The 23,173-nt window shown below is 67.0% G+C and carries 16 protein-coding genes and 1 pseudogene; 6 read left to right on the top strand and 11 right to left on the bottom strand.

Annotation, left to right across the window (positions count from 1 at the left end; all coding sequences use genetic code 11):
- Positions 1–70 precede the first annotated feature (70 nt).
- Complete coding sequence (locus RYH79_RS17800) at positions 71–1,990, top strand: hypothetical protein (RefSeq protein ID WP_370901748.1); 1,920 nt, start codon at positions 71–73, stop codon at positions 1,988–1,990.
- Positions 1,991–1,994: 4 nt separating this feature from the next.
- Here RYH79_RS17800 and RYH79_RS17795 read toward each other — a convergent pair whose 3' ends face one another.
- The 4 genes from RYH79_RS17795 to RYH79_RS17780 form a co-directional block, all read right to left on the bottom strand.
- On the bottom strand, positions 1,995–2,483 hold the full coding sequence (locus tag RYH79_RS17795) for a hypothetical protein (protein ID WP_370901747.1): 489 nt from the start codon (positions 2,481–2,483) through the stop codon (positions 1,995–1,997).
- Between the two features lie 124 nt (positions 2,484–2,607).
- Positions 2,608–3,090, bottom strand: coding sequence for a hypothetical protein (locus RYH79_RS17790; protein WP_370901746.1), 483 nt, complete (start codon positions 3,088–3,090; stop codon positions 2,608–2,610).
- Positions 3,091–3,402: 312 nt separating this feature from the next.
- Entirely contained in the window at positions 3,403–5,025 is a 1,623-nt protein-coding gene (locus tag RYH79_RS17785; RefSeq protein WP_370901745.1) for a hypothetical protein, read from the bottom strand.
- Positions 5,026–5,310: 285 nt separating this feature from the next.
- Entirely contained in the window at positions 5,311–5,904 is a 594-nt protein-coding gene (locus tag RYH79_RS17780; RefSeq protein WP_370901744.1) for a hypothetical protein, read from the bottom strand.
- A 241-nt stretch (positions 5,905–6,145) separates the two neighbouring features.
- Here RYH79_RS17780 and RYH79_RS17775 point away from each other — a divergent pair, with 241 nt between their 5' ends.
- Both RYH79_RS17775 and RYH79_RS17770 read left to right on the top strand, forming a co-directional pair.
- On the top strand, positions 6,146–8,353 hold the full coding sequence (locus RYH79_RS17775) for a hypothetical protein (RefSeq protein ID WP_370901743.1): 2,208 nt from the start codon (positions 6,146–6,148) through the stop codon (positions 8,351–8,353).
- Positions 8,354–8,628: 275 nt separating this feature from the next.
- Positions 8,629–8,976: a hypothetical protein gene (locus RYH79_RS17770; protein WP_370901742.1), complete on the top strand. Its 348-nt coding sequence runs from the start codon at positions 8,629–8,631 to the stop codon at positions 8,974–8,976.
- Positions 8,977–9,474: 498 nt separating this feature from the next.
- Here RYH79_RS17770 and RYH79_RS17765 read toward each other — a convergent pair whose 3' ends face one another.
- The gene (locus RYH79_RS17765) at positions 9,475–10,716 is read right to left on the bottom strand and encodes an orc1/cdc6 family replication initiation protein (RefSeq protein WP_370901741.1); all 1,242 of its coding nucleotides are present in this window, start codon (positions 10,714–10,716) and stop codon (positions 9,475–9,477) included.
- A 618-nt stretch (positions 10,717–11,334) separates the two neighbouring features.
- Between RYH79_RS17765 and RYH79_RS17760 the strand changes: the two genes are divergently transcribed.
- Entirely contained in the window at positions 11,335–13,398 is a 2,064-nt protein-coding gene (locus RYH79_RS17760) for a pentapeptide repeat-containing protein (RefSeq protein WP_370901740.1), read from the top strand.
- Between the two features lie 339 nt (positions 13,399–13,737).
- Positions 13,738–14,325, top strand: a complete 588-nt coding sequence (locus RYH79_RS17755; RefSeq protein ID WP_370901739.1) for a hypothetical protein — start codon at positions 13,738–13,740, stop codon at positions 14,323–14,325.
- A gap of 36 nt (positions 14,326–14,361) precedes the next feature.
- Here RYH79_RS17755 and RYH79_RS17750 read toward each other — a convergent pair whose 3' ends face one another.
- The 3 genes from RYH79_RS17750 to RYH79_RS17740 all read right to left on the bottom strand — a co-directional run bounded on the left by RYH79_RS17750 (position 14,362) and on the right by RYH79_RS17740 (position 16,360).
- Positions 14,362–15,498 (bottom strand): hypothetical protein, encoded by a 1,137-nt coding sequence (locus RYH79_RS17750; RefSeq protein WP_370901738.1) that lies wholly within the window; start codon positions 15,496–15,498, stop codon positions 14,362–14,364.
- Positions 15,499–16,070: 572 nt separating this feature from the next.
- Positions 16,071–16,217 (bottom strand): hypothetical protein, encoded by a 147-nt coding sequence (locus RYH79_RS17745; protein WP_370901737.1) that lies wholly within the window; start codon positions 16,215–16,217, stop codon positions 16,071–16,073.
- A complete protein-coding gene (locus RYH79_RS17740) occupies positions 16,214–16,360 on the bottom strand; it encodes a hypothetical protein (RefSeq protein WP_370901736.1) in 147 nt (48 codons plus the stop codon). Before RYH79_RS17740 ends, RYH79_RS17745 begins: the two co-directional genes overlap by 4 nt.
- 28 nt (positions 16,361–16,388) lie before the next feature.
- Here RYH79_RS17740 and RYH79_RS17735 point away from each other — a divergent pair, with 28 nt between their 5' ends.
- Entirely contained in the window at positions 16,389–17,381 is a 993-nt protein-coding gene (locus RYH79_RS17735) for a DNA methyltransferase (RefSeq protein ID WP_370901735.1), read from the top strand.
- Between the two features lie 260 nt (positions 17,382–17,641).
- On the opposite strand, the gene RYH79_RS17730 is transcribed toward RYH79_RS17735, so the two are convergent.
- From RYH79_RS17730 to RYH79_RS17720, 3 genes and pseudogenes are all read right to left on the bottom strand, one after another.
- Positions 17,642–20,158: an efflux RND transporter permease subunit gene (locus RYH79_RS17730; protein WP_370901734.1), complete on the bottom strand. Its 2,517-nt coding sequence runs from the start codon at positions 20,156–20,158 to the stop codon at positions 17,642–17,644.
- Between the two features lie 399 nt (positions 20,159–20,557).
- On the bottom strand, positions 20,558–22,348 hold the full coding sequence (locus RYH79_RS17725; protein ID WP_370901733.1) for a sensor histidine kinase: 1,791 nt from the start codon (positions 22,346–22,348) through the stop codon (positions 20,558–20,560).
- A gap of 462 nt (positions 22,349–22,810) precedes the next feature.
- Positions 22,811–23,121, bottom strand: a pseudogene (locus tag RYH79_RS17720) (cell division control protein Cdc6); the annotation flags it as partial.
- Positions 23,122–23,173 lie beyond the last annotated feature (52 nt).

Genomic DNA, 23,173 nt, shown 5'->3' with positions numbered 1-23,173 from the left:
GACAGGCTGCGGTGTCGACGCAGGGTGCGTGTCCCCGTCTCTCCCCGCCGCTCGTGTGGTGACGCTGTGAGTGCTGCTCGTCCTCGCGGCCGTCGCCGGCGGCACGGCCGCGTCGCCCGTCGCGCCAGAAGCCAGCGCCGCGGGCTGTCCGGTAGAGAGCGACGCCGCCACCGTCGCCGATCCATCCCCGACGACACTCACCCCCGCCGTGGTGAACGAGACCCGCGACACGACCGTCACGGTGGGTGATCTCGCGGTCGTTCCGCTGGCGCTCCCGGCCGGCGAGAACGCGACGGTCACTGTGGCGGCACAGGCGAACGGCTCCGGAACGGACGACGGCTACCTCGCCCGGCTGCGGGTCCGCGACGACGGCGACGGCGCGACGACACTCCTCGTGAACACGCTCGTCGCCGGCGGTCGAGCGCCGACGACCGGCGAACGGGCGGACGGCGAGCGGGCGACTGCCGCTCGGCCGGAGACGTTCGCCGTCGACGCGGCCGACAAACTCGTGAACCGGAGTGTGACCGCCGGCACGCCGCCGGCGAACACGTCCCCGACGCTCGCCCCCGGGGAGTACGTGGTGACCGTCGCGAACGACGACGACGTGGTGGCGACCCGGACGGTAACCGTACAGCCGGCGGAGCCGGCGACCGTCACCCTCCGGCGCGGCCGGCCGACGGTGTTCGACGACGCGACGGCGGCGTCGCTCGCGGCCGGCGACGGGCTCGTCCCGCTGGCGGACGACGGCTACGGCTCCGCGGTCGTCGAGAGGGAGACGCTCGTCGTCCGGATCGACGCGCCGGGGCTGCTCGGTGCCGTCGCGGCACAGCCGGGCGAGACGGCGACCGCGCGTGTTCGGCACCTGTTCGATCGCCCGTCGAAGCCCGCGAGCGTCGAGATCTACGGCCCCTGCGGCGGGATCGGTCTCGCCAGGACCGCCGACGCCGGCGGGATCCGGGCGGTGACGGAGTACGACCGTGGCCGGGTGACGCTCCTGATCGACACCGACCGACTCGGAGGCTTCGAGAACGGCGGACAGACGGTCGACGTGGACGCCGACAGCCCGCGACTGGCGGGCGCTCTCGACGGCGCGAACGCCTCGTTCCACGTCGCGTCGCCGACCGTCGAGATCGAGCACACGCCGACGGGTCCGACCGCGGACGCGACGCTCGCCGGGTCGACGCCGCTGGTGCCCGGGAGCCGAGTGAACGTCTCGCTGTCCTCGCGGATCGACAGTGGGCTGGACCGGACCGCGACGGCGACTGTCGGACCGGACGGCCGCTTCGTCGCCCGGGTGAACCTCACCGGCGCGTCGACGCCGAACGTCTTCGTCGGGCGCGTCGCCGGTGACCGCGTGCGGGTCGACCTCGGCGACCCGCCCCGAGTCGGCTGGGAGTTGGACGTGCCGACGGCACCGCTCCGGCCGGGGTCGGAGATCCGGGTGCGGGATTCGACCGCCGACCTGCTCGTTCTCTACGAGTTCGACCCCACCAACGAGACGTACCGCGTCGTCGACACCACCGCCACCGACGACGAGTTCCACGTCGGCGTCGACGAGTCGCCGCGGTGGTACCTCGTCGTCGCCCACGAAGACGGCGACGGTGACGGCGAGTTCGACGGCCCGGCGACGGACCCGCCCGTCCGGGTCGCCGGCAGCGCCGTCGCCGACTGGCTCGCCTCTACGACCTCGCGTCTCGACGTGCCAGAGCGAGCGCCGCCGGCGCCGACCGACGACCGCGTCGTCCTCCCCGAGCGACTGCGCGAGTCGACGCCGACGTCCCCGACGCCTTCACCGAGTCCGACGCCAGCCGTGGCGACCGGCGCGACGACGCCGACCGACACCGCGACGGCGTCCTCGGACGGTCGGGCGGCCGTGTCGCCCTCGACCGAGACGGCCGCGTCCGGGTTCGGCACGGCCGTCGCCGTCGGTGCGGTGCTCGCGGCAGTCGTGGGGTCGGTGCTCGTGGCCCGACGGCGGCAGCGGTGGTGACGCGCTACAGCCGTTCGACGGCTCGCCGGAACGCCTCGATCTCCTGGCTCCCGACGTACACCGGATCGTCGCCGTGTCGGTAGAATCGAATTCCGTCGGAGCCTGCGACGACGTACTCGATGCCTTCGTCGCCGCTGCGGACGCCCCGGCCCATCGTCGCCGTCGGCTCTGCGACCTCGAATCGCTCGATGTCGCTCGGGCGGATTCGGCGCTCCGAGAGTTCCAGCGGGAAGAAACGGTAGTAGACGCCGTCCGTCCGCACCGTCAGCTCCAGTCTGGTGATCCACAGCCCCGCGAACGGAACGACGACGGTCAGGAGGACCAGCCCGGCGATCCAGACGGCTGCCTCGCGCAGGCTGTCGCTGTCGGCCGCGACGACCGCACCGACCGTGACCGTCGTGACGAACCCCGAGATCACGAGGAATCCCCACAGCCACGGCTGTCGCATCGGCTGAGTCTCTTCGTGGAGGACGGCGGCGTCGGTCTGTGACACGGCTCTCGGTCGTCTGTGTGGCGGTGAGAAACTGAATCCTGTGGCCGTGTGCGGCGGGTGTGACGCGGGAAGGTTCACCTGTGGTCACGCTGTCGCGCCCGTCTCCCGCCGCGTCACAGTCAGTTCACGGCCGTGTTTCGGTCGCGTCCGCCGCGTCCGCAGCGTCGTCCGTCACGCCCGCGTCGTCGTCCGCCGCCCTACCGACGGTCGGCGTCTCGACCACGGTGAACAACAGCTCGACCAGCGTCTCCGTGAGCGCGTCGCGCTCCGCGGGTGTGAGTCGGTACGCCGCGTCGCCGTCCGCGCCGGGAACGGCGTCGGCCAGCGTCCGCCCGTCCTCGGCGTCGCGGTCGATCTCGGCGGCCGTCACGTCGCCGACCGCCTCCGCGAGGACGGCGAGGAGCCGTTGGAGCGCCGCTCCCGGCACCGCGCCGTCCGCGTCGAGCCGGTCCCGGACCGTGTGAATCCGCGCCGCGAGGGCGTCGGCGCGGTACGTCGGGAGCGGCGCGTCCGCGAGGCTGTCCGCGTAGGCCGTGTAGTCGTTCGTGAGTGTGGTTACGTCCGGCGTGCCGCCACGTTTTTGTGGCGAAGAGGTGGATGTACTCATTGTCGTGGGCCGCCACGACACTGCGGTGGTAGGGTGGTGTGACACCCTGCCGTTTTTCGGCTCGCACCGCAGCGTCGTATTTCGGACTGAAGAGAGGCAGCGTGTTAAGGCTTGTGGGGGTTCAATTTGTAGCTATATTTGCGGACCATGTGAGTCGGACAGGGGTGAAGGAGGTTCGGGTGGACGTGGCGGGTGGCGTTGGCTGTGAAGGGGGTGGGTGTTGGGTGGGGGCAGTGGAGGTGTGGTAATCGCAGTGCAGTGGGAGGCAGAAATCGTCCGCGACTGTCCGCCGTGGCAGGCAGTCCGCGGGTGTTAGTTCGGGTCGTCTCCTGTGTTGGCGTCGTGCTCGCCGTCGCCGCTGGTCGCGTCAGTTTGGGTGTCTGTCGCCATCGCGTTTGAATCGTCGCTCACCTCGGCTTCACCATCCCGAACTACATCTGCGGAAGCATCGGACTCTGCTTCCCTCTCTGAGCCACCCGATTCCGTCACGTCCGTGTCGCTGTCGTCGTCGGGCGTTGTGTCGTTTGCCGTCTCGTCTTGATCTGGCTCTGTCGCGTCGTCTGCTGCCTCCGGCGCGTCGGTGGTACTCTCTGCGTCGCTGTCGCCGTCCTCGGAAGTGGCGTTGTCGTCGTCCGTGTCGTCGCTCTCGTTGTCCGCCATGTCCGCGTCCTCGTCGGCTTCTGTTGCGTCCGCGCCGTCCGTCGGGTGCCCGTCGGTCGCCGTGTCGGAGTCGGTTGTGTCTGCCTCCGACGCCTCAGCCTTCTCGTCGCTCGCGGTCTCGGTGTCGTCACCCTCGCCGTCACTATCGTCCTCGCTGTCGTCGGATTCCGTTGCCTCGGAGCTATCCGCGTCCGAGTCGTCGGGGCCGTCCACATTCATCCGTTCTTTGATTTTCTTGATCAGCTTGTCACCGAGGTCGTCGTTGAGGTAACCGTCACCGAGGTCGTCGATTCGCTCTGAGTCCACGTTGTCGGTGAAGTTTATCTCACCTCCCTCCTCACCGGCAATCTTGAGACTCTCGAAGTCACCTCGAACAGCCTCAGTAGTGAGGACATCCGCCATTTTATCGGAGTCAACACCGAGTACGTGAGAGAGCGCACTTCTTGCCGTGAGCGATTCGATATCGCTCCTCCCACTCGAAATTTGGAGAGTTGCCCGATAGTCTCCTGGCGTTGCTTCAGCTAACGAGTCAGTGACATCCAACTCATCAGCTTCACAGTTTCCTGGGTTCCGGACAAAGCTCATGGTTGCTTCGTCAAGGGACGTGTCCAGGACTTCTGTCACTCTCTTTCTATCGAATTGCCGATCCTTGTATTCCTGCCGGACGTTGTACTCTCCAGGCTCTTCCAGTCGTTGGGCGAGGTACGACACCAACTTCTGAATCTGCGGGATTCCTGGCCGGTGCTCAATGAGAACGTGAAGACATTTGTCTCCGTAATAGATCCCTATTCTGGCAGCCCGTACGGCTGGCGGAGAAACAGACCCCCCACTTCGATCTTCTTCGACGGCATCTTCCAATGGGAAGAGTTCCCCGTCGTCTTCGCCCTCCTGTTTGCTGACGGGTTCCTTCCGTTGGATCTTCCCATAGAAGGCTTCTGAAGTAGTTTCGTCCTCTGTGAACAGGCTCTTGAAAGCAACGACATACCGGTCTTCACCGTTGTCATCGCCTTCATCATCATCATCCTCGCTGTAGGTGATCACTCGGCCAAAATCACCGAAGGCGATATCATCGTCGCTGCTCACGTCGTCACTATCCTCACCGTCGCTGCTTACATCGTCACTATCCTCACCGTCGCTGCTTACATCGTCACCATCCTCACCGTCGCTGTCTGGCAGGAACGGCCTGTTCAGTGCATCCCGTGGGTCTTCCAAGTTAGAACCCTCGTCGGAGTCCTCTCTAACCTCAACCTTGTAGTGTCGGTACTTAGCTGCCATAACCGCTAGCTAGCCGACTGTATTTAAATGACTTGTGTGGCAACAACCCCCACAACACTCCGTCACCCTCGACAGCGTGGTCACTACTGATATACCGTTCACACGCATAACGACGCAGTGAAAACAATAACCCACGATAGAAACATTTTTAGTATCTTTCAATTGGTTTGTCATCAACGTGTCTAAACATGAGATGGTGTTGGACGTGCTTCTGTCAGCAGTGGTCCACCGGTGTGTGGTCGCGGTCGCGAAGGTGGGGAACGGCCCCACGGTCCTGTTCCACCCTCAGTCCAGCATCGAGACCACCCTCTCGCGGTCACGATCGACGAACAACGCCTCGCGGAAATCTTTGGAGAATCCACGGTCGGTGTCGATCTTTTTCCCGTCAGCGGGGTACCGACTCGGTTCGGGGTTCTCAACGAGCATCATCTGGAGTTCGTGATCGCAGAACTCGATGTTGAAGAAGTGTGGGGCGACGTTCCCGATTCCATCGGGGAAGCTGCCGTCGCTAGACGAGCCGACAGGTCGGAACGCCAGTCGCCCGGCCTCGGGACCCGGGTCCTCGCCCGATTCGTCTTCCTCCGGGACTCTGTAGTAGAGGTGGAGGTAGTCCTTTGGCTTGTCCGGTCCCGATGAGATGGCTCCGAGTGTCGTCGCGTGTGTCACGTCGTACTGCTGGCCGATAGCCGCAGGTCCGTGTCGACCGCCAACGAACACGTTCTGCGCGAACGATGGCCGTTGGATACCTCGCGTCCCGTCCTCGATCGAGTCCATCAGCGTCGTGAACTCGTCCCACGAGAGTACACGATGTTCCTCGTCCGGCTTTTGATCATCTACCGACACGAACTCTACCTCCAGCCCGCTGTCGTCCCGCACCACGATCCGTTTCTCGTAGCGATCGTTACCGTCGTCCTAGACATACTCGGCTACGTTGTTCGGTGGCACAACTGCATTCACAGGAAATCAGTATATATTTTTTCCTTAACCCGATCCCTCTCGTCGTCCTCGCACTCCAGAGGATACTCCCGCTCGTCCATCCCCTCACTCGTCTCACATTTTTTCCTAATACAAGACCACTCACAGTCATAAGGGCTATTTCACTGCAACCGAGATACCCAGTATGCGAATCGCGTTTCAAAGGGCGACGGCCGACCGACGCAACGAGTCGTTCCTGTTGCGTGTCGACGTGCTCGGCGAGCCGACGCAGTGTCTGTTGTTCGACGCCGGGCCGGGCGTCGACGTGGACGATCTCCTCGAAGAGGACGACGAGTTCTGTGGCACCTGTCTCACGCACGCTCACTCGGATCACTACACGTCACTCCAGTCCGTCCAGGCGAGCGCGCGCCAGCGCCGCGACGCCGAGGCGACGGTGTACACCGGGCCGGACACGGCCGCGGTGTTGGGCGACGTGTTAGACGTCGCCGCACGCCAGACGGAGGACGGTGAGGGGCCGACGGACACCACGGACCCACCAGGTGAGGGGACGGGTTCGGCCGGGGAGACGGACGACGACGCGCTCGAGGGTGCCACGAGCGGCACGGTCAGGAGTATCGACGACTGGACTGTGGTCTCGGAGGGGATCGAGATCCGGCCGGTGCCGGCGGGCCACGCCCCCGGCGCGGCGGGGTTCCTCGTCCGCGTCGCCGACGGCGACGACGAACGGATGTGTCTCGTGACGGGCGACTGGACGCTCCGGGACGCCGGCGGGACCCCCGGGCTGCCCGTCGACACGCTCCCGCAGGTGGACGTGTTGTTCCTCACGACCGCGACGGCGACGGGCGTCGAAGACACCCTGACGGACGTGGTCGCCACGACGCTTGAACGCGCCGTCGCCGGCGCGCCGACGCTCGTCACCGCCAACGGGCTGGCCGGCGCGCACCTCGCGCGACTCCTCGACACGGCCGGCCGTGGGTTCGACCTGGGCGTGCCCGTCCGGGTCGTCGGCCACACGGCGCGGCTGTACGACCAACTGTACGACGGCACGGCGGACGACGGCGGGACTCGCCGGCCGGCGACGGACGGCGGCAGCGAGGCGACCGCCAGCGGCACGCCGGCGGCGCCGTCCGCGCCCGACTCGGCGGTCGAGTGTCGACCGGTGTTCGACAGCCCCGGCGCGTGTCTCGATCCGGGTGTCGTGACCGTCGCCGGCCCGGACGTGCCGACGGAACAGTCCAGCGGGAAACTGTTCGACGCGCTGTCGGGGAACCCCAACGCCTGCGTCTACCAGGTGATCGGCTCCGGGCGGTCGCCCGTCGGGGACGCCGACTGTACGCTCTACTCCGAGGAACTCGCGAACCACCCCGAAGCAGACGCACTGGAGACGGTCGTCGACGCCGTCGACCCGCGCCACACCGTGGTCCTCCACGAACGCGACGCCAGCGGACGGTACAACTACCTCGACAGTATGGTGTGGGCTGGCGACAGCGACGAGATCCACGAGCTGTACGACGGCCACACCTGGCAGATGCCGCCGTGGACCCGACAGAGCTTCCTGTTCACCGACGACGACGAGGGGTACCAGGGGACCGTGCCCGACGATCTCCCGCGGGCTCGCACCCGGTCGGTCGACCTCGCGGGCGAGGGTATCGACGTGGACGGCGTGAGCGAACGACTCCACGCGCGGTACGACGACGACCGCGCCGCGGGCGTGGCGGCGGAGACGACGGAGACCACCACTACGGGCACGACGACACAGACCGACCCCGTCACGGCAACGGCAGAATCCACAGAGTCGACACCGACGGAGGCGGACACCGAGACGGAGTCGGAGACGACAGAGACCACTGGAGGGACGACAGAAGTGACAGAGACCACTGGAGGGACGACAGAAGCGACAGAGACCACTGAGGAGACGGAGACGACGACTGCGGCGGAGACGACGGACTCTGACGACGAGAGTGTGCGTCACGTCGCCGTCGGCCCGGTCGCGGCCGGGCTGGCCGCGCGGGTCGCCGCCGGGCGCGACGCGTCGGTCCAGACGGTCGTCGACGAGGCGGCGGCGTCGTACCTCCGGGCGTTGCTCGCGGGCGACGCCGACGGGACGCCAGCGGAGGCGGTCGGGCTCGACGCAACCGTCAGCGACGGGCTCCAGCGGGCGCTCACGGCCGTCGACAGCGAGGAGACGGCGTCGACGGTCGACGACCAGATCGCGACGGCGCTCGGGACGGCACTCGCTCCCGGCGACGTGGACGAACGGCTGCCGCTGTCGAGAGACAGCTTCGCTGCCGGCGGTGTCGACGCCGTCGTCGACAATCCCGAGTTCGAGCTCGACAGTCCCGCTGGGGTCGTCGAGGCAGCGCTGTGTCGGTTCGTCGGCGACGGAGGGTAGACTGTCGGCGGGCGGAGTGGTCGCGCGCGAGTCTGTCGACCGAGCGCGGTCGGTTCAGGGGTTCCGTTGGCAGCGTCGTGACCGACGACGGGCTCACCGGCGAAGAACGCGAGGGGTGTCTCGCAGCGAAGTGGAACGCTGGTCCCGACGGATCCAGCAGTACGTCTTCCGGGCAGGTCACATCGGCGATCCACTCCACCCACCCACCAACCCACGGCGTGAGGCCCGAGACACTCCGGAACGACTATACGCAGCCGTGGTCGCACGCTATCGGGATGGTCCGATCTCACAACGTCCTGACGGTGGCGACCACGGTCGTGGTCGTCGGCGCCACGTTCCAGCTCGGGGTTCCACCGATCCAGGCGGTTCTAACCGGATCGATCGGCGGCGCGTTCGTCGCCGTCTGTGGTCGCCCGGAGATCCGGCGCCGAACCTTCGGCGGCGTCGACGCCGACACCGGAGTTCGGTCGGGGGGCGCGTTCGCCGTCGTGCTCGTATCTCTGGCCGGGCTCACGACCACCTCCTCCGTTCCGTTCCACGTCGCGGTCGCCGGGGTCCTCGCAGTGTTCACCGCGTTCGGAGTCGGTGTCCGTACCGAGCAGCCTGTCGATGGAGGCGACTGACGCCAACCGGCAGCCACGACCACGGCGGTCGTGGCCCGTTCGTCGATGCGGGATGAGTTGCCGTCGGGCACGGCGTTGGTCGCGTCGCCCGTGTTCGTGCTCGGTCACCGCCTCGCAGGACGAGCGAATCGGTGACCCCCGACGGGAGTGGTTTCGCCGAGCGTACTCACCCTCACGATCGCTACGGCTTCTGACGCGGGCCAGCTGTCGGTTCGGATCGGCGCCGTGAGACCGCGTCGAGTCTCGGCTAGCGGGACGGTGAGGAGGGGTTCCGGTGACGCTGGGAGGGGGGCAGCTCTCGCGGCGGTGGGTTCGAGGTGCGGCGGTCGTCTTCTGGGACGTGGGCCGTGTGGGCGGTCGCGTCGTGGTCCAAACACTTTAGCCAACACTACTCTAGCTGGAACGTGTGTCGAGCGAGGACGAGGGAGCGCCCGTCAGAGGCTCGGCTGGGGTTCGTAAAGGGGCGTCACCGAAGAGTCGGGTTCGCTACCGGCTCGGTCACAGCCGCGTGTCGACGGCTCTCACGCGGGGGTCGCCGGTGAGGCCGTCGAGGAGCGTCGCCGGGCGACAGCTCAGCTCGTACTCGTAGTGGCGACCGCCGCCGCGGCCCCGGTTCACCTCTTGAGAGTCGACGATTCCGGCGACCATCAGGTCGTTGAGCGTGTTGTGGACCGTACGAGAAGTGACAGGACTGACATCGACCTGTTCGGCCGCCTGTTTGTACCAGGCGTAGACGGTGTCGATCTTCGCCGGCGTCGCCTCCCGCTCGCACAGCCGGAACACGGCGTACGCGACGAGCTTCCCGTGGACGGACAGCCCGTGTACCTCCTCGACGATGGCGCCCTGCTGGATGGACTCCTCGGCGGCCTCGACGTGTGCTTCCGTCACGGTGCCGTCGTCTGCCGTCCGCGCTTGGTCGGCCGCCTCGTACAGGAGGTCGAGCGCAGTCCGTGCGTAGCCGGATCGCTGGGCGGCGAGAGCGGCGGTCAGCGGGATCACGTCCGCAGAGAGCACGCCGTCGTGGAACGCCACGTCCGCCCGGTCGCGGAGAATCGTCCCGAGTTCGGTCGCGTCGTACGGCGGAAAGTGGATCTCTTGGTCACACAGCGTCGACTTCGCCCGCGGATCGAGCGTGTCACGGAACGTCCCGTCGTTGGTGATCCCGACGACGCCGACCTTGGTGGTCTCCGGGTCGACGTACCGCGCGCTGTCGTCGTTGTTGCACCGCGGGAGCTTGTACAGGATGTTGTCGTCGCTACCGACGGTGTCGATCTCGTCGAGCGCGACGAGAACGTGGGACGCGGCCGTGGCCCGGAGTTCGTCGAACAGGAGTCGGTAGATCTCCCCCTCGGGGTACCCCGTCGTGCTGACTCGCTCACGATCCGTCTCGGCCCGGAGGAGGTTCAGGAGGTGAGCGGCGACCTGGTAGGACGTGTTCAGGTCTTTGCACTCCAGGTGGACCGTTCTGAGACTGGGCTCGGAGAACCGGGACGCCCCGTAGTCGAACTGCTCGATGCTCCGTTCGAGGTTCCGGAAGACCGCCTTCGTCCCGATGGTCTTGCCGACCCCCGTGGGACCGTACAGGAAGACGTTCCGGGGGCGCTTGTTCCTGACGACCTCCTGAAACGTGCGTTGGTACTCGGCGAGCTTCTCGTCGCGTTCGAGAATCCTGCTCGGGAAGTGATCCCGGAGGGCGTCCTCGTCACGGAAGATCCCGTCGTCGGGCGTCAGACAGTCCATGATAGTCACAATAGTCTAGAAACGGATGAATCTGCACCCCAGCGCTTCACACGTTTCAATTGAAGAGCACAGACACCCCACTGCTTCATGTGTTCTCGGTGGTATGGGGGGAGGGGGTGGGGGGGCGTGTGAGTGGAGAGTGTGGTCGAGGAGGGCCACCCACTCGGGACAGACCCGGCGATAGTGGTGGCCCCGTTCTCTTCTCCTACCACCGCTCCATCACCACTCACGCCCTCATCGCCACCCTCACCGCGACCCCCACCCCACCCCCACCCCACTGTTTCATCTGTTCTCTGGGGTGGGGACTAGCGACACGAACCGTTCGACAGATAAATACACTCACAACAACCCAGCAAACGCTGTTGCGGTTCGTCTTGCGGGAATGTTGTGTTGCCACTAATATAGTCTTTTCCACTACAATAGTCTCGTCTCTCTTCTCCCACCCCCTCGCCCCACGAGAACACTTGAAGCAGTGGGGTGTGGGGGGTGGCTGTGTCACCGAGCTGTCGTGTGCTACCGCACACCGTCGTTCGAACGCGGTCCCGACGGTTGCTCGGGGCGTGACGTGGTCGCGTCGCGCCGCAAGCGCTTTACCTAACGCTCCGTTGGTCGCAACGTATGGCCGACGAGGACGAGGGAGCGCCGTGGTCGGCCGACGACTCCGATCCGCCGGCGCATCGGTGTGGGTTCGAGTTTCTGCCAGGGGGCGTAGGCCATTCAGAGCGGACCTTAGAGAGGTGGCGTACGTTCGGGAACACTGCCAGTTGCTGCCGCGAGGTGTGGGAAGACGGCCGGTGTCGGTGGCACGCCGACGCAGAGCCTGAGGTGCTCCGGGAGGCAGTCGCAGAGCGCGACGAGCGCGTCCGGAATCTCGACGGGGTCGTGCTGCGTGACGTGGAACTGGCCGACGGTGTCTCGTTCGCCAACTGTCGGCTGCAGGGTGCGACGTTCGAGAACGTGACTGCACACGGGGCGGACTTTGCCGATTGCAACCTCCGGGACGCCCAGTTCCCCGACGCCGGCCTCTACAAGGCCCAGTTCCCCGACGCCGATCTCCGGTACGCCCAGTTCCCCGACGCCGACCTCACAGAGGCCCAGTTCCCCGACGCCGCCCTCTGGCGTTCCCAGTTCCCCGGCGCCGACCTCACAGAGGCCCAGTTCCCCGACGCCGACCTACGGGACGCTCAGTTCCCCGACGCCGACCTCACAGAGGCCCAGTTCCCCGACGCTGACCTCCGGTGCGCCCGGTTCCCCGACGCCGACCTCCAAAGCGCCCAGTTCCCTGACACCAACCTCTCCCGCGCCCAGTTCCCCAACGCCTCCCTCCAACTCGCCCAGTTCCCCGACGCCGACCTCCAAAGCGCCCAGTTCCCCGACGCCTACCTCCGGTACGCCCGGTTCCCCGACGCCGACCTCACAGAGGCCCAGTTTCCTGACGCCGACCTCAAAAACGCCCGGTTCCCCGACGCCTACTTATACAAGACCCATTTTCCCGACGTCAACCTCAGAGAGGCCCAGTTTCCCGACGCCGGCCTCTGGTACGCACAGTTCCCCGACGCCGACCTCTACAAGGCCCAGTTCCCCGACGCCCACCTCTGGCTTGCCCAGTTCCCCGACGCCTACCTCCGGGGCGCTCAGTTCCCCGACGTCGACCTCGAAGACGCCCAGTTTCCCGACACCGACCTACGGGACGCTCAGTTCCCCGACGCCGACCTCCAAAACGCCCAGTTTCCCGACGCCGACCTCCGAGACACCACCTTCCACCGGTCGGAGATGTACCAAGCCGACCTCACCAGAGCCGACGCCCGCGACGCCGACTTCACGCCTAGCGACGGCACAGAACCGACCAACCTTGAAGACACGGTCCTCCGGGAGACAGACCTCCGGGGAGCGGACCTCTCGGGCGCTCGCCTCTACCAAGCGGACTTCACCGACGCCCGGATCAACCGCAAGACGACCTTCGACGACACGACGGTGTACGAGCGCAATCCAGAGCTATCGGGGTGGTTCCGCGAAACGACGGACGCCTACGGCGCCGCGGCGTGGGTCCACCGCCGGCTGGAACGCCTCCACGAGAGCGCCGCCGCCTCCGAGGAGGCTCGTCGGTACCACATCCGCAAGCAGGAGGCGGAACGCGCCGGGCACAAGCGCCGCGCGCTCCAGCGACTCCGCGAGGTGCTGCCCGGCGGCGACTCGGACACCGACGGCGACGGAGACGCCGACGACGAGGTAGACACCGAGAACGGCGCAAACCCCCCGACGACTCCCCTCGTCTCCGCGTACCGCTACCTCTCGCTGTCGCTGATGTACCACCTCTCGAAACACGGCGAGAGCCTCCAACGGATCGGCTGGCGCGCCACGCAGATCATCCTCGTCGCCGGCGTGCTCTACCCCCTCGCGGGCGGGATCGCCTCGGACTCGACCCACACGACCCACGAGTTCCCCGGCGGCGACGTGTTGGCGGCCGACTCCCTCTCGGCGGCGCTGTCGCTCGCGGTCGGCAGCCTCGGTGAGTTCGCCTGGGGGCTGTACTTCTCGGTCATCACGTTCACGACCATCGGCTACGGCGACCTCTACCCCGTCGGGACGGCCGCGAAGGTGCTCGTCGGCGTCGAGTCACTCTCCGGCGCGGTCTTAGTCGCGCTGTTCGTGTTCGTGCTGGGGCGTCGTGTCGCGCGGTGACGACCGGCGCGACCGAGTGTTTAGAACGCACCTCGCTCGCACCGCTCCGCACCGTCTCTCTGTCGAACCTCGCTGTCACCGGTTCGTTCCACACTCACCGCCATCTCCCCACACCGCACTCACCGCCTTCACAGCTGACGCCCCGCGCCACGTCCACCCGAACCTCCGACACCCCCTGTTCGAACCGCAATCTACCCACGAGTAGCTACAAATTGAACACCCACAAGTCTTAACAGTCTCCCTCTCCTCACGCCGAAATACGACGCTGCGGTGCGAGCCGAAAAACGGCAGGGTGTGCCTACCACCCTACCACCGCAGTGTCGTGCCCGCCGCACGACAATGAGTACATCCACCGTTTCGCCACAAAAACGTGGCGACGCGCCAGACGTAACGACCCTGACCGACGACTACACGAGCCACGCCGAGGCGATCGAAGCGGCTCCGCTGCCGACGTACCGCGCCGACGGGCTCGCGGGCCAGATCCGGGCCGTCCGCGACCGCCTGGACGCCGACGCCGCGGTCCCGGCGCCGACGCTCCAACGGCTCCTGGCCGTCGTCAGCGAGGCCGTCGGCGACGTGACGGCCGCCGAGATCGACCGTGGCGCCGACCGCGCCGCCGGCGACGACGCTGACCGCGACGCCGCCGCCGACCGCGACGACGACATCGACCGCGAGGTCAGCGACGACCGCGACGCCGACGACTCACGGACCCCCGACGGCGTCGTCCCGGGCGCGAGCGACGCCAGCGACGACGCGCCGTACCGACTCACACCCGCAGAGCGTGACGCGCTGTTGGAGACCCTGGTCGAACTGCTGTTCACCGTCGTCGAGACGCCGACGGAGCCGGCAGAGACGGACGACGCAACAGGCACGGACACGACGACCGACGATAGCGACGCGACGACCGACGAGCCGCCGGCGGAGTAGCGCCCCCGCGGTCGGTCTCGGTCTTCTCTTCCCTGGTCACGGGAACAGTTCTTCGAGCACGAGCTTCAACGCCTGCGGGAGCAACACGCCGAGGCCGATTCGGAGCGACGCGGCCGCGCCGAACGGGTAGGTGCGGGTGTTCTTCACGCGGTCGATCCGGCGCTGGAGCGTCGCCGACTCCTCGGGGCTCAGCTCCGGCTCCGTGTACGTGTCCCCCGACGACTCGACGCGACGACGGGCCGCCGCTTCGAGTTCGTCGAGCCGGTGTTCCTTATCCGCCTTCATGAACGTGTGAATCCGGTAGACGGAGTAACCGACGACGGCAGCGCCGACACCCCAGAGGACCGAGAACAGAAGCGTGAGTAGCGGGCCGGGCGGTGGGTACGGTGTCGGGATAGATGTGAATAAGAAGCGACTGTACAACACACCGACGTACGCCAGTAGTCCAACCGTGTACAGTAGGTACGATCGCCGCAGGACCGTACCGACGCTGCCGAGGCCACCCAGGTTCCGTGGGTCGTGGTAGAACAGGCTCGGGTCCGCACGGACGATTCGGCGCGGGAGGAAGAGACTGATCCCGAGGCACAAGACCGCGACATCAACGATTAGGGGAGTGTAGACGAGCGGGAATAATAAGAAGGTCCCAGTCAAAGCGACGGCCGAACCTTCGACGGTAACGATCTCTCCAAAGCGGATATAAAAGATGAGATTGTAATAGAACACGGCGAGGCCGAATCCGTACGCAGCGATCTTGTACCACATTGGCACGAGTGGGACAAACGACGTCGCATCGCTGCAGGACTCTCTTGATGGAGATCCCAGCCGCCGGCGAAACGACCGGACGCTCGTCGGGAATAGCCCGGTCTCTGTCGGCGTCCCCCGCGCGTCCGCGGGCACCTCTCCACCGTCACCCCGAGCGTCTTCACCCGGCCAGAGCCAGCGCCGCACCGTCCGAATCGGTGTGAACAGTTCGTCGCCGGCGTCTGGAGCGGCGTCGTCACGGCCCAATTCGACGAGGTCGTCGACTACATTACCGTAGGCCTCGCTCAGCCGTCTGACCCCGACGACTGCCATAATTATTCCGACACCGATCAGGAGCGTGCTCGGGTTACTCAGTGGTGTGGAATTCCCCGTGACGAAGTGGTTGTACACGTCAAGGACACCGTACTCCACGAACAGCCCGACCGCGACGAGGAGGTACGGCGGGTACGGGTCGCCCGGCAGCGCCGCGGCGAGACGGTCGAACCGCAGGCGCTCGGCCACCCACTCGATCAACAACGGCTCTGCGCGCTCGTGTCGATTGTCGGTCACACGGAGATCGTCAGGTAGCAACACACCTCAAACTTACCCTAGATGAGTACTTATGCCTAAATATTTTGTTTCTAACACAACGACCTCGTTCGGCTACAGGCATCGACGGTGACACCCAGTCTGGAAGTGCAGAACGCCGTCTTCCGGGTGTGTCTGTCTGCGCCGCCGCCACGCTCGGGGACCCGGCTGTCGTCGCAGTCGTTCCGGGTGACCTTCTCACCGGCGAGACGTGAGCGGCCGATCAGTTCAGACCGGATCGTCACGAACCCGCGTCACGTCCAGGGCGACCGAGAGATCGACGAACGCGGGGTCGGGGCCGACGAGGAGCGTCGCGTCGCGGTCGAGCGCGAGCGCGGCGGCGTAGGCGTCGCCCGACGAGATCCCGCCCGCCCCCTCGATCTCGGCAGCGGTGTTCCAGTCCGGCGTCTCGACACTCAGGCCGTACCCTCGGAGAGTACGCAGGTCGCGGCGGTCGCCTCGCCGCGCCCGACAGCCTGGAGCCGCTCGGTAACGGCGTCGGCTCCCGGTTCGTCGTAGCGGTACGCCACCAGCGGCTCGGTGTCGAAGACGAGTTCCGTCATCGGGTGCCGGCCGCGTCGTCGCGGTGACTCTCTTCGAGCCGCTCGTCTTCGGCCGCCATCTCCCGGAGGTGGTCGGTGACCGCACCCCGCTCGTACTGCCCGACGTGTCTCCTCTGCATCTCCCCGTCGGAGTCACCACGCACTTCCCGCCACGGCCCGACGCACCACCGGATGGCCGACGAGGAGCGTCACAGACAGGCTCGTCTGTTCACGACCGACGACGGGGAGTTCGACCGCGAGCGGGCGGAGTCGGAGGCGCTCCCGGTCGAAGACGGCGAAGTGGTCCACACGGACGACCTGGCGGACCACCAGCGCTACGTCGAGGGACGCGGGGTCTACGACGAGCGCAACGATCTGAACGACCTCACCGGGCGCGAGTGGAAGTACGCCACCAAGTCCGTGCTCGAACGACAGCACCCCCCGGACCTCCAACACGACCTCCGGAGCCAACACGGCGGCCAGAAACCCCCCAGGCTGTGTCGGGAGCTGATCGAGCGGTTCAGCCAGTCCGGCGAACGCGTGCTCGACCCCTTCGCCGGCGTCGGCGGCACGCTCTTGGGTGCCAGTCTCGCCGAACACGAGGGGACTGGCCTCCGGGACGCCGTCGGATTCGAGATCGGCGCGGAGTGGATCGACGTGTACGAGACCGTACTCGAACGCGAGAACACCGACCGCGCCGGCCGCGGCGCCGCCCCGCTGGCCGAACAGGAGTTTCGACACGGCGACTGTCTGGATCTCGTCGACGACGTGGCGGACGACGCCGTCGACCTCCTGCTGACGGACGTGCCGTACTGGAACATGGACCGGGTGGAACAGACCCGCAACGAGGCCGAGACCCGCGAGAGCAAACTCGGGGCGTTCGACGGTGACAGCCCCGTCCGCGACCGCGAGACCTGGCTGGCGGAGATGCGCGAGCGCTTCCGGGCGTTCCAGCGCGTGCTCGCCGACGGCCGCTACGCCGTCGTGTTCATCGGCGACATGTACCGCGAGGAACGATACCACACGCTGTCTGCTGATCTCGGGAACGCGCTGGAGGAGGTGGGCTACACGCTGAAGGCGAATCTGGTGTGGTACGACTCCTCGAAGGAACTCCACGTCTACGGCTACCCGTTCTCGTTCGTGCCGTCGATGGTCCACCAGAACGTGCTCGTGTTGAAGAACTGAGAGAGAGGGCGTTCACCACGCGAACGTTCTCGACCGGCGAGACGGCTCACGCAGACAGTGACTAGACAGAGCCACCGAGTGTCCAGGTCCGGAGACGCACAGTCTGTCGTGTCGACGACGCGCTCGCGGAACTCCCGCGCCACGACGGCGACCGGGGTGGGTACTACCTCCGACACGGCGGGGCTACCGTCGGGGTGGTGATGCTGTTCGAGACCTGATGGGTGTGAGGTAGACGGGCGGCGTCCCGGGTGCCGTCCCGTTCAGTCGTCGCTCGGAGCCGCGAGCGCGTCGCCCGCGTCGTCACCCACGGTAGGATCGTACCGGTGCCAGAGCGTCAGCAGGCTGGGCAGGACGAACACGGCGACCACGAACGAGGTGGTGAGCGCGAGCACGACGAGCGCCCCGAAGTTCTGGAAGAACGCGAACGGCGCGATCAGGAGCGCCGAGAACGACGCGACGGTGGTGAGCGTCGAGCCCAGCAGCGCCCCGCCGGTGCCGGTCGTCGCCGTCTCCAGGGCCGCCTGTCGGCCACGGCCACGCTCCAACTCCTGGGCGAACCGGTCGGAGACGTGGACGTTGTAGTCGATCCCCAGCCCGATCACGATACTGAGCAGGAGTGCGGTGTTGGCCGTCAGCGGCACGTCCAACAGCCACATCCCGCCGATCACGAGCGCGGTCACCAGGAGGATCGGGACCGCGGTGACGAGCCCCAGCGTCGCGCTGCCGGTCTCGATTCGGTAGACGACGGCCAACAACAGGCTGATCCCCGCCAGCCCGACGAGCATCGTCCGCACGAGCGAGGCGGCGATCACGTCGACGACGGTCGCGTTGATCGCACCGACCCCCGTCGCAGTGACGACGGTGCCGGAGGTCTCGGCGGTGTCTGCGAGCGCCTGGGTCGTGGCCCCCTGGTCGGCGGTCTCGACGCCGGCGTCGATCGGGACGTACGCCACGACCGAGCGGTAGTCGCCGTCGGGCGTGCGGTCGATCACGCGGCTCGCACGGTCCGGCGCCGTCTCGTACAGGGCGTCGTAGACGCCGGCGACGTTCCGCTCCGGCACGCCGTCGTCGTCCGTGTCGGCGGCCGCGAGCTGCTTTGCGAACCCTTCGTCGGTGGCGGCGACACGCTGCATCAGCGCCACCGGCGAGACCACCGGCGTCTCGCCGTCACGGGAGAACGTCGCCGCGCGGTCGGGTGCCCGGTCGTGGATCGTCTGGACGCTCTCCAACACCGCCGGCGTCGCCGCGTCGCCGCCGTCGGCTTCGACCAGGATGGGCGCTCGCGTCCGCTCGTCGGCGTCGGCCGCCCGGTACCGCTCGTCGACGAACTCCCAGTTGCGGAGGTACGCCGGCTCGGTGTAGCCGACCGGCTCCGGCAGTTCGGTCTTCCAGTCGGCCACGTCGCCGTCGTTGGTCTCGAACGTCTTCCGGTCGAGGTCCGTCCAGGCGACGGCGCCGGCGGCGCCGACGACCAAGCCGACGACGAGCACGAACGGCGCCGCCCGGCGGGCCAGTCTCGCGCCGGCGGTCAGGACGGGCGCGAGCAGTCGACTGTCACCCAGCGGCGTCTGTCGCCGTTCGAAGCCGAAGCGACCGAGCCCGGAGTCGATCGTCACCTTCAGCGCCGGCACGAGGGTGATAGACACCACGAACGTCCCGATCACGCCGAGCGAGATCCCCAGTGCCAGCCGACGGATCGACGCCAGACTCGTCGTCGCGTTGGCAGAGAAACCGATCACGGCGGTGAGAGTGACCACCACGAGCGCGGACGCGAGCGCGGCGGTCGACCGCGCCATCGGCGCTCGCACCCCCTCGGAGGCGCCGCGTTCCTCGCGGTAGCGCATGAACACGTGGAGGCCGTAGTCGACGCCCAAGCCGACGATCAACACGGGGGCGATCAACACCGAGAGGTAGGCGGAGACGCCCAACCAGCCGAGGGCGCCGAACATCCAGATCAGTGCGACGACGATCCCAGCGAAGCCGACGAGCACGTCCACGAGGTCTCGGTAGACGAACACGAGGACGACCAGGATCGCCGTCAGCGAGAACGGCACGACGAGGAACAACAGCTGGACGATCCTGCTCGGCGCGTCGGCAGCCGCGTGGTCGCCGATAGTGAACAGCGTCGGCGCTGCCGTGCCGTCTTCCGTCGCCTCGTACAACGCCCGGGTCGCCTCGCTGGTGGTCGCGTCGTCGCCAGTGAACCGGAACACCGTCCGGTGGGTGTCGGCCTGGGTCGTCCCCGGCTCGTAGTCGGCCGACAGGAACGACAGCGCCGGCGACTCGGCGGTGAGGCTCCGCCGGAGTGCCCGGTCGATCTCCTCGGGGCTCGCGGCGCGAACCGCCGCGAGCTGCTCGGCGAGAGTCGTACCCTCGCCGGCGAGGCGTTGCCCGACGAGGTTGGCGACGCCTGCCGGCCGTCGACCGTCCAGCGCCGCCACGACCGACTCGTTGTCTAACACTCTCTGTTGGTAAGTGAGTGTGGCGACGAGCGATTCCTCGGACAGTGCCGCACCGTCGTCGCGGAGGTAGACGACGGCGGTCGTCGGTTCTTCACTGCCGGCAGCGTTCTCGCCGCCCGTCGCGTTCAGGTAGGCGGACTGGACGTACTCCGCCTTCTGAACCGTCTGTGTGTCTTTGCCGATCTCGTCCCCGCCAACGCCGCTCCCGAACTCCATCTGTGGAATCCCCGCCCCCAGTCCCGCAGTGACGAGGACGACGAGCGCAACGACGACGAGGTTGTGCTCCGTGACGAATTCGAACAGTTGCTTTCGCATGGTGTGTATCGCCGGCCACCTGTGGAGGTGCGCCGGCCACTTCGTGGATACACCCCGACCCCCGTCTGTGTCGGTGCCCGCAACGCAGACGCCGGTCGGGTCAGCACACCGACCCGATCGGAGAAGGGGTCGTCTCGAATCGCAGAGTAGTGTCGTCGAGAGGTGTCTTCGCTTCGAGAGACGTCGGAGACGGAACGAGGCGGGGCGTCTTCACACTGGGTGTCTCGTCGGTCAGACCAGACGGACAGCCAGTATCGGATGTCTCGCCGGTCGAGGCCAGACGGACAGCCAGTACCGGGTGTCTCGTCGGTCGAGGCCAGACAGACAGCCAGTACCGGGTGTCTCGTTACCCGGAGAGTCGAAATCGGTCGCCGACGGACGCCTCGGTCGCCCCGCAACTCAGCTGTTGTGGGACGCCTCGGCAGTCTCGTCGGTTCCGCCGTCGGCCGCCCCACGTTGTCGTTCGCCGGTAGTGCCGTCGTCGTTGGCAGTCTCGGCGGCGGTAGTGTCGTCGGCCGCCGTCTCGTCGGGTTCGGTGTCGTCACCGTCGAGTGAGTCGTCGTCGGCGACGGACTCGACACCTTCGACCGTCTCCTGCGACTCGGGGACGACGACCGTCACCTCCGTGCCGCCGATATCGCTGTCGGCGAACGACAACGAGCCGTTCATGGCGCCGACTGCCCACCGGATACCCCAGAGGCTGACGCTCGTCGCGTGCGAGAGCGGGGTCTCCTCCCCGGCCTCGATGACTGCTCGCTCGGCCTCGGGGATGCCCGGCCCGTCGTCGGAGACGACGATCCGGACGCCCTCGTCGGTGAGACGGCCGCGGACGGAGACCCGAGGGGTCTCGCCGCCGTGTTCGACCGCGTTCTGGACGAGATTCCGGAGGACGTACTCACAGAGGTCGATGTCGACAGTGACGGTCTCGTCGGGCGCGACGACCGTCGTGTCGGCGACGACTCCGTCGGTGACGGTGCCGACGGTCTCCCTGAGAAACGACGCCAGTGGCGTGCGGCGGGTGCCCGACCCTTCGCGGTCGAGGAGTCGCTCGACGCGCCGAATCTCTCCGGCCAGTCGGTCGAGTCGGTCGACGCCCTCCACGGCCGGTTCGGCACCAGCCTCCTCGGCGTGGGCTCGAATCACGTCGAGTTGGTTGCGGACGTTGTGTCGGAGGACACGGTTCAACACGGAGATACGCTGGCGTCTGATCTCACGGGCGGTCACGTCGACGAACGTGACCGCATGCCCGAGGGTGGCACCGCCGTCCGTCTGGAGCGGGGTGACACGAGGGTCGAACTGCCGCCGCCCGTTGTCCGTCCAACAGCCGACGGTGTCGCGGCGAACGAGATCCGTGACGCCACAGTTCGTCACGTCCGACAGCGTCTCGGGGGCGTCGAAGGTCACCTTGGCGGACTGGTTCGTCCGCACGACTTTGCCGTCCGTGTCGAGGACGAACACCGGGGCAGCGGTGTCGCCGAACACCGCGCGTTCGCCCACGGTGTTCACGCCCGCCGGGTAGTCGACGAGATTGAACCGGGTTACCCCGACCGCGAGCGCGGCGACGACCCCGACGAACAGACTGACCGACATGACGGCGTTCACGTTCGGCGCCGACGGCCGAGTCACCTGTCCGACCGCGAGCGTGTGCGCCAACGGCCAGACGGCGACGAGCGCGCTCGGGACCGACAGCCGGCCGTGCCGGTACGTCGCCACTGCAACGAGGGCACTGGCGCCGATCCCCAACGTGATCAACGCCAGGACGAAGACGGACTGAACCAGCCCGAGGACTCTGAGCGTCGACATGGGAATGGTGCCGAACGGCTGGGTGACGATGAGGAGACTCGCCGTGAAGACGGCCGCCGAGAACGACGCTGCAGCGACGACTCGCCGTCGTGTGACGTACGTCCCGTAGCCGGCGTACCGGAGCGCGAAGATCGTCCAGGGGACGATCACGAGGTACAGCGTGACGATACTTCCGCGGTAGTCCGTCACGTCCAGCTGTGCGCTGACCGCCGCTGCCAACGCCGCAATCCCGAAGCAAGCGGTTACGACCGTGTACGGACGGGCGAGTTCGGCGTACGCGTCCGCCCGGCCGCGACGCCACACCCACGCTGCGACTGCGAACAGGGCTGCCGCTGTGACCACCAACACCGTCGTGAACGCGAGGCGCCCGATACTCGACAGCGTCAACAATTCGGAAACGAGAAGTCGACATACAAAAAGGCTGTCGCGGCGTCTCGAATCGCTCGGTCCCGACGCCCCGACCTCACGGCCTTGGTGGGAGTCGAGGAGCGCTCACCACGGGGTTGTCGCACCACCCCCGTCGTCGATCTGTAGCTCGTGGCAGCCGGGAGAGTGATCCCTCGTACTTCCGACGCCTCGACAACACCGTAGCTCTACTCTCGTGCCCGATTGACCGGCCTCCCTACCTATCGGACGAGTCTTCTACTCTCGCTGTGCCGGACCTCTGTCGAAGCCACTGATTCGTTCTGTCCCCGCGACAGCCCTGCACTCCCCCTGCCGACCGAGTAACCGACCACCGAAGCTCCGACACTCTACGCTACGAACCCCGACGACGAAGCGTACCCTCTCCGAAGATCTGACACTCTCTGACTCGTCGGTACTCGAATCGTCCGGGCCAGCCACGAGGTGGTCGACTGCGACGGTCTGGACGAGTTTGTACACCGCCTGGTCGAGGGTGTCGATAGGCTGGCAGTTGATGTCGACGATACCGAACGGTTCACCTTGTGACTCACACAGGTCGACGATCTGCTCGGTGACGCCACCGACGATCAGTGACTTCCTCGTCCCGGCGAGCCCGTACAAGAGCATATTCGGCGGTCGGTTTCCCCCCAACGCCGCCCGGAGGTACGACACCACGGACTCCAACTGTTGGTCCCGTCAACGATCCGTTCCTCGTCGGCGATCGTGTCCGGCCCGACCAGGTCTCGGTCGACGAACACCGACGCGGAGCCGTCGCTGTGGGCATCTCTTGGATCGACTGTTTCCCGCCTG

Origin of the sequence: Halobaculum sp. MBLA0143, from assembly GCF_041361465.1 — an archaeon.
Classification (GTDB): Archaea; Halobacteriota; Halobacteria; order Halobacteriales; family Haloferacaceae; genus JAHENP01.
The sequence above is the reverse complement of the archived record's forward strand: the minus strand, read 5'-3'. Positions and strand labels throughout refer to the sequence as shown.

Excerpts from the sequence above, each read along its gene's own strand:
- RYH79_RS17790 (WP_370901746.1), bottom strand. The coding sequence starts at position 3,090 with ATGAGTACATCCACCTCTTCGCCACAAAAACGTGGCGGCACGCCGGAC.
- RYH79_RS17785 (WP_370901745.1), bottom strand. The coding sequence starts at position 5,025 with ATGGCAGCTAAGTACCGACACTACAAGGTTGAGGTTAGAGAGGACTCC.
- RYH79_RS17775 (WP_370901743.1), top strand. The coding sequence starts at position 6,146 with ATGCGAATCGCGTTTCAAAGGGCGACGGCCGACCGACGCAACGAGTCG.
- RYH79_RS17770 (WP_370901742.1), top strand. The coding sequence starts at position 8,629 with ATGGTCCGATCTCACAACGTCCTGACGGTGGCGACCACGGTCGTGGTC.
- RYH79_RS17765 (WP_370901741.1), bottom strand. The coding sequence starts at position 10,716 with ATGGACTGTCTGACGCCCGACGACGGGATCTTCCGTGACGAGGACGCC.
- RYH79_RS17760 (WP_370901740.1), top strand. The coding sequence starts at position 11,335 with ATGGCCGACGAGGACGAGGGAGCGCCGTGGTCGGCCGACGACTCCGAT.
- RYH79_RS17755 (WP_370901739.1), top strand. The coding sequence starts at position 13,738 with ATGAGTACATCCACCGTTTCGCCACAAAAACGTGGCGACGCGCCAGAC.
- RYH79_RS17745 (WP_370901737.1), bottom strand. The coding sequence starts at position 16,217 with ATGACGGAACTCGTCTTCGACACCGAGCCGCTGGTGGCGTACCGCTAC.
- RYH79_RS17735 (WP_370901735.1), top strand. The coding sequence starts at position 16,389 with ATGGCCGACGAGGAGCGTCACAGACAGGCTCGTCTGTTCACGACCGAC.
- RYH79_RS17730 (WP_370901734.1), bottom strand. The coding sequence starts at position 20,158 with ATGCGAAAGCAACTGTTCGAATTCGTCACGGAGCACAACCTCGTCGTC.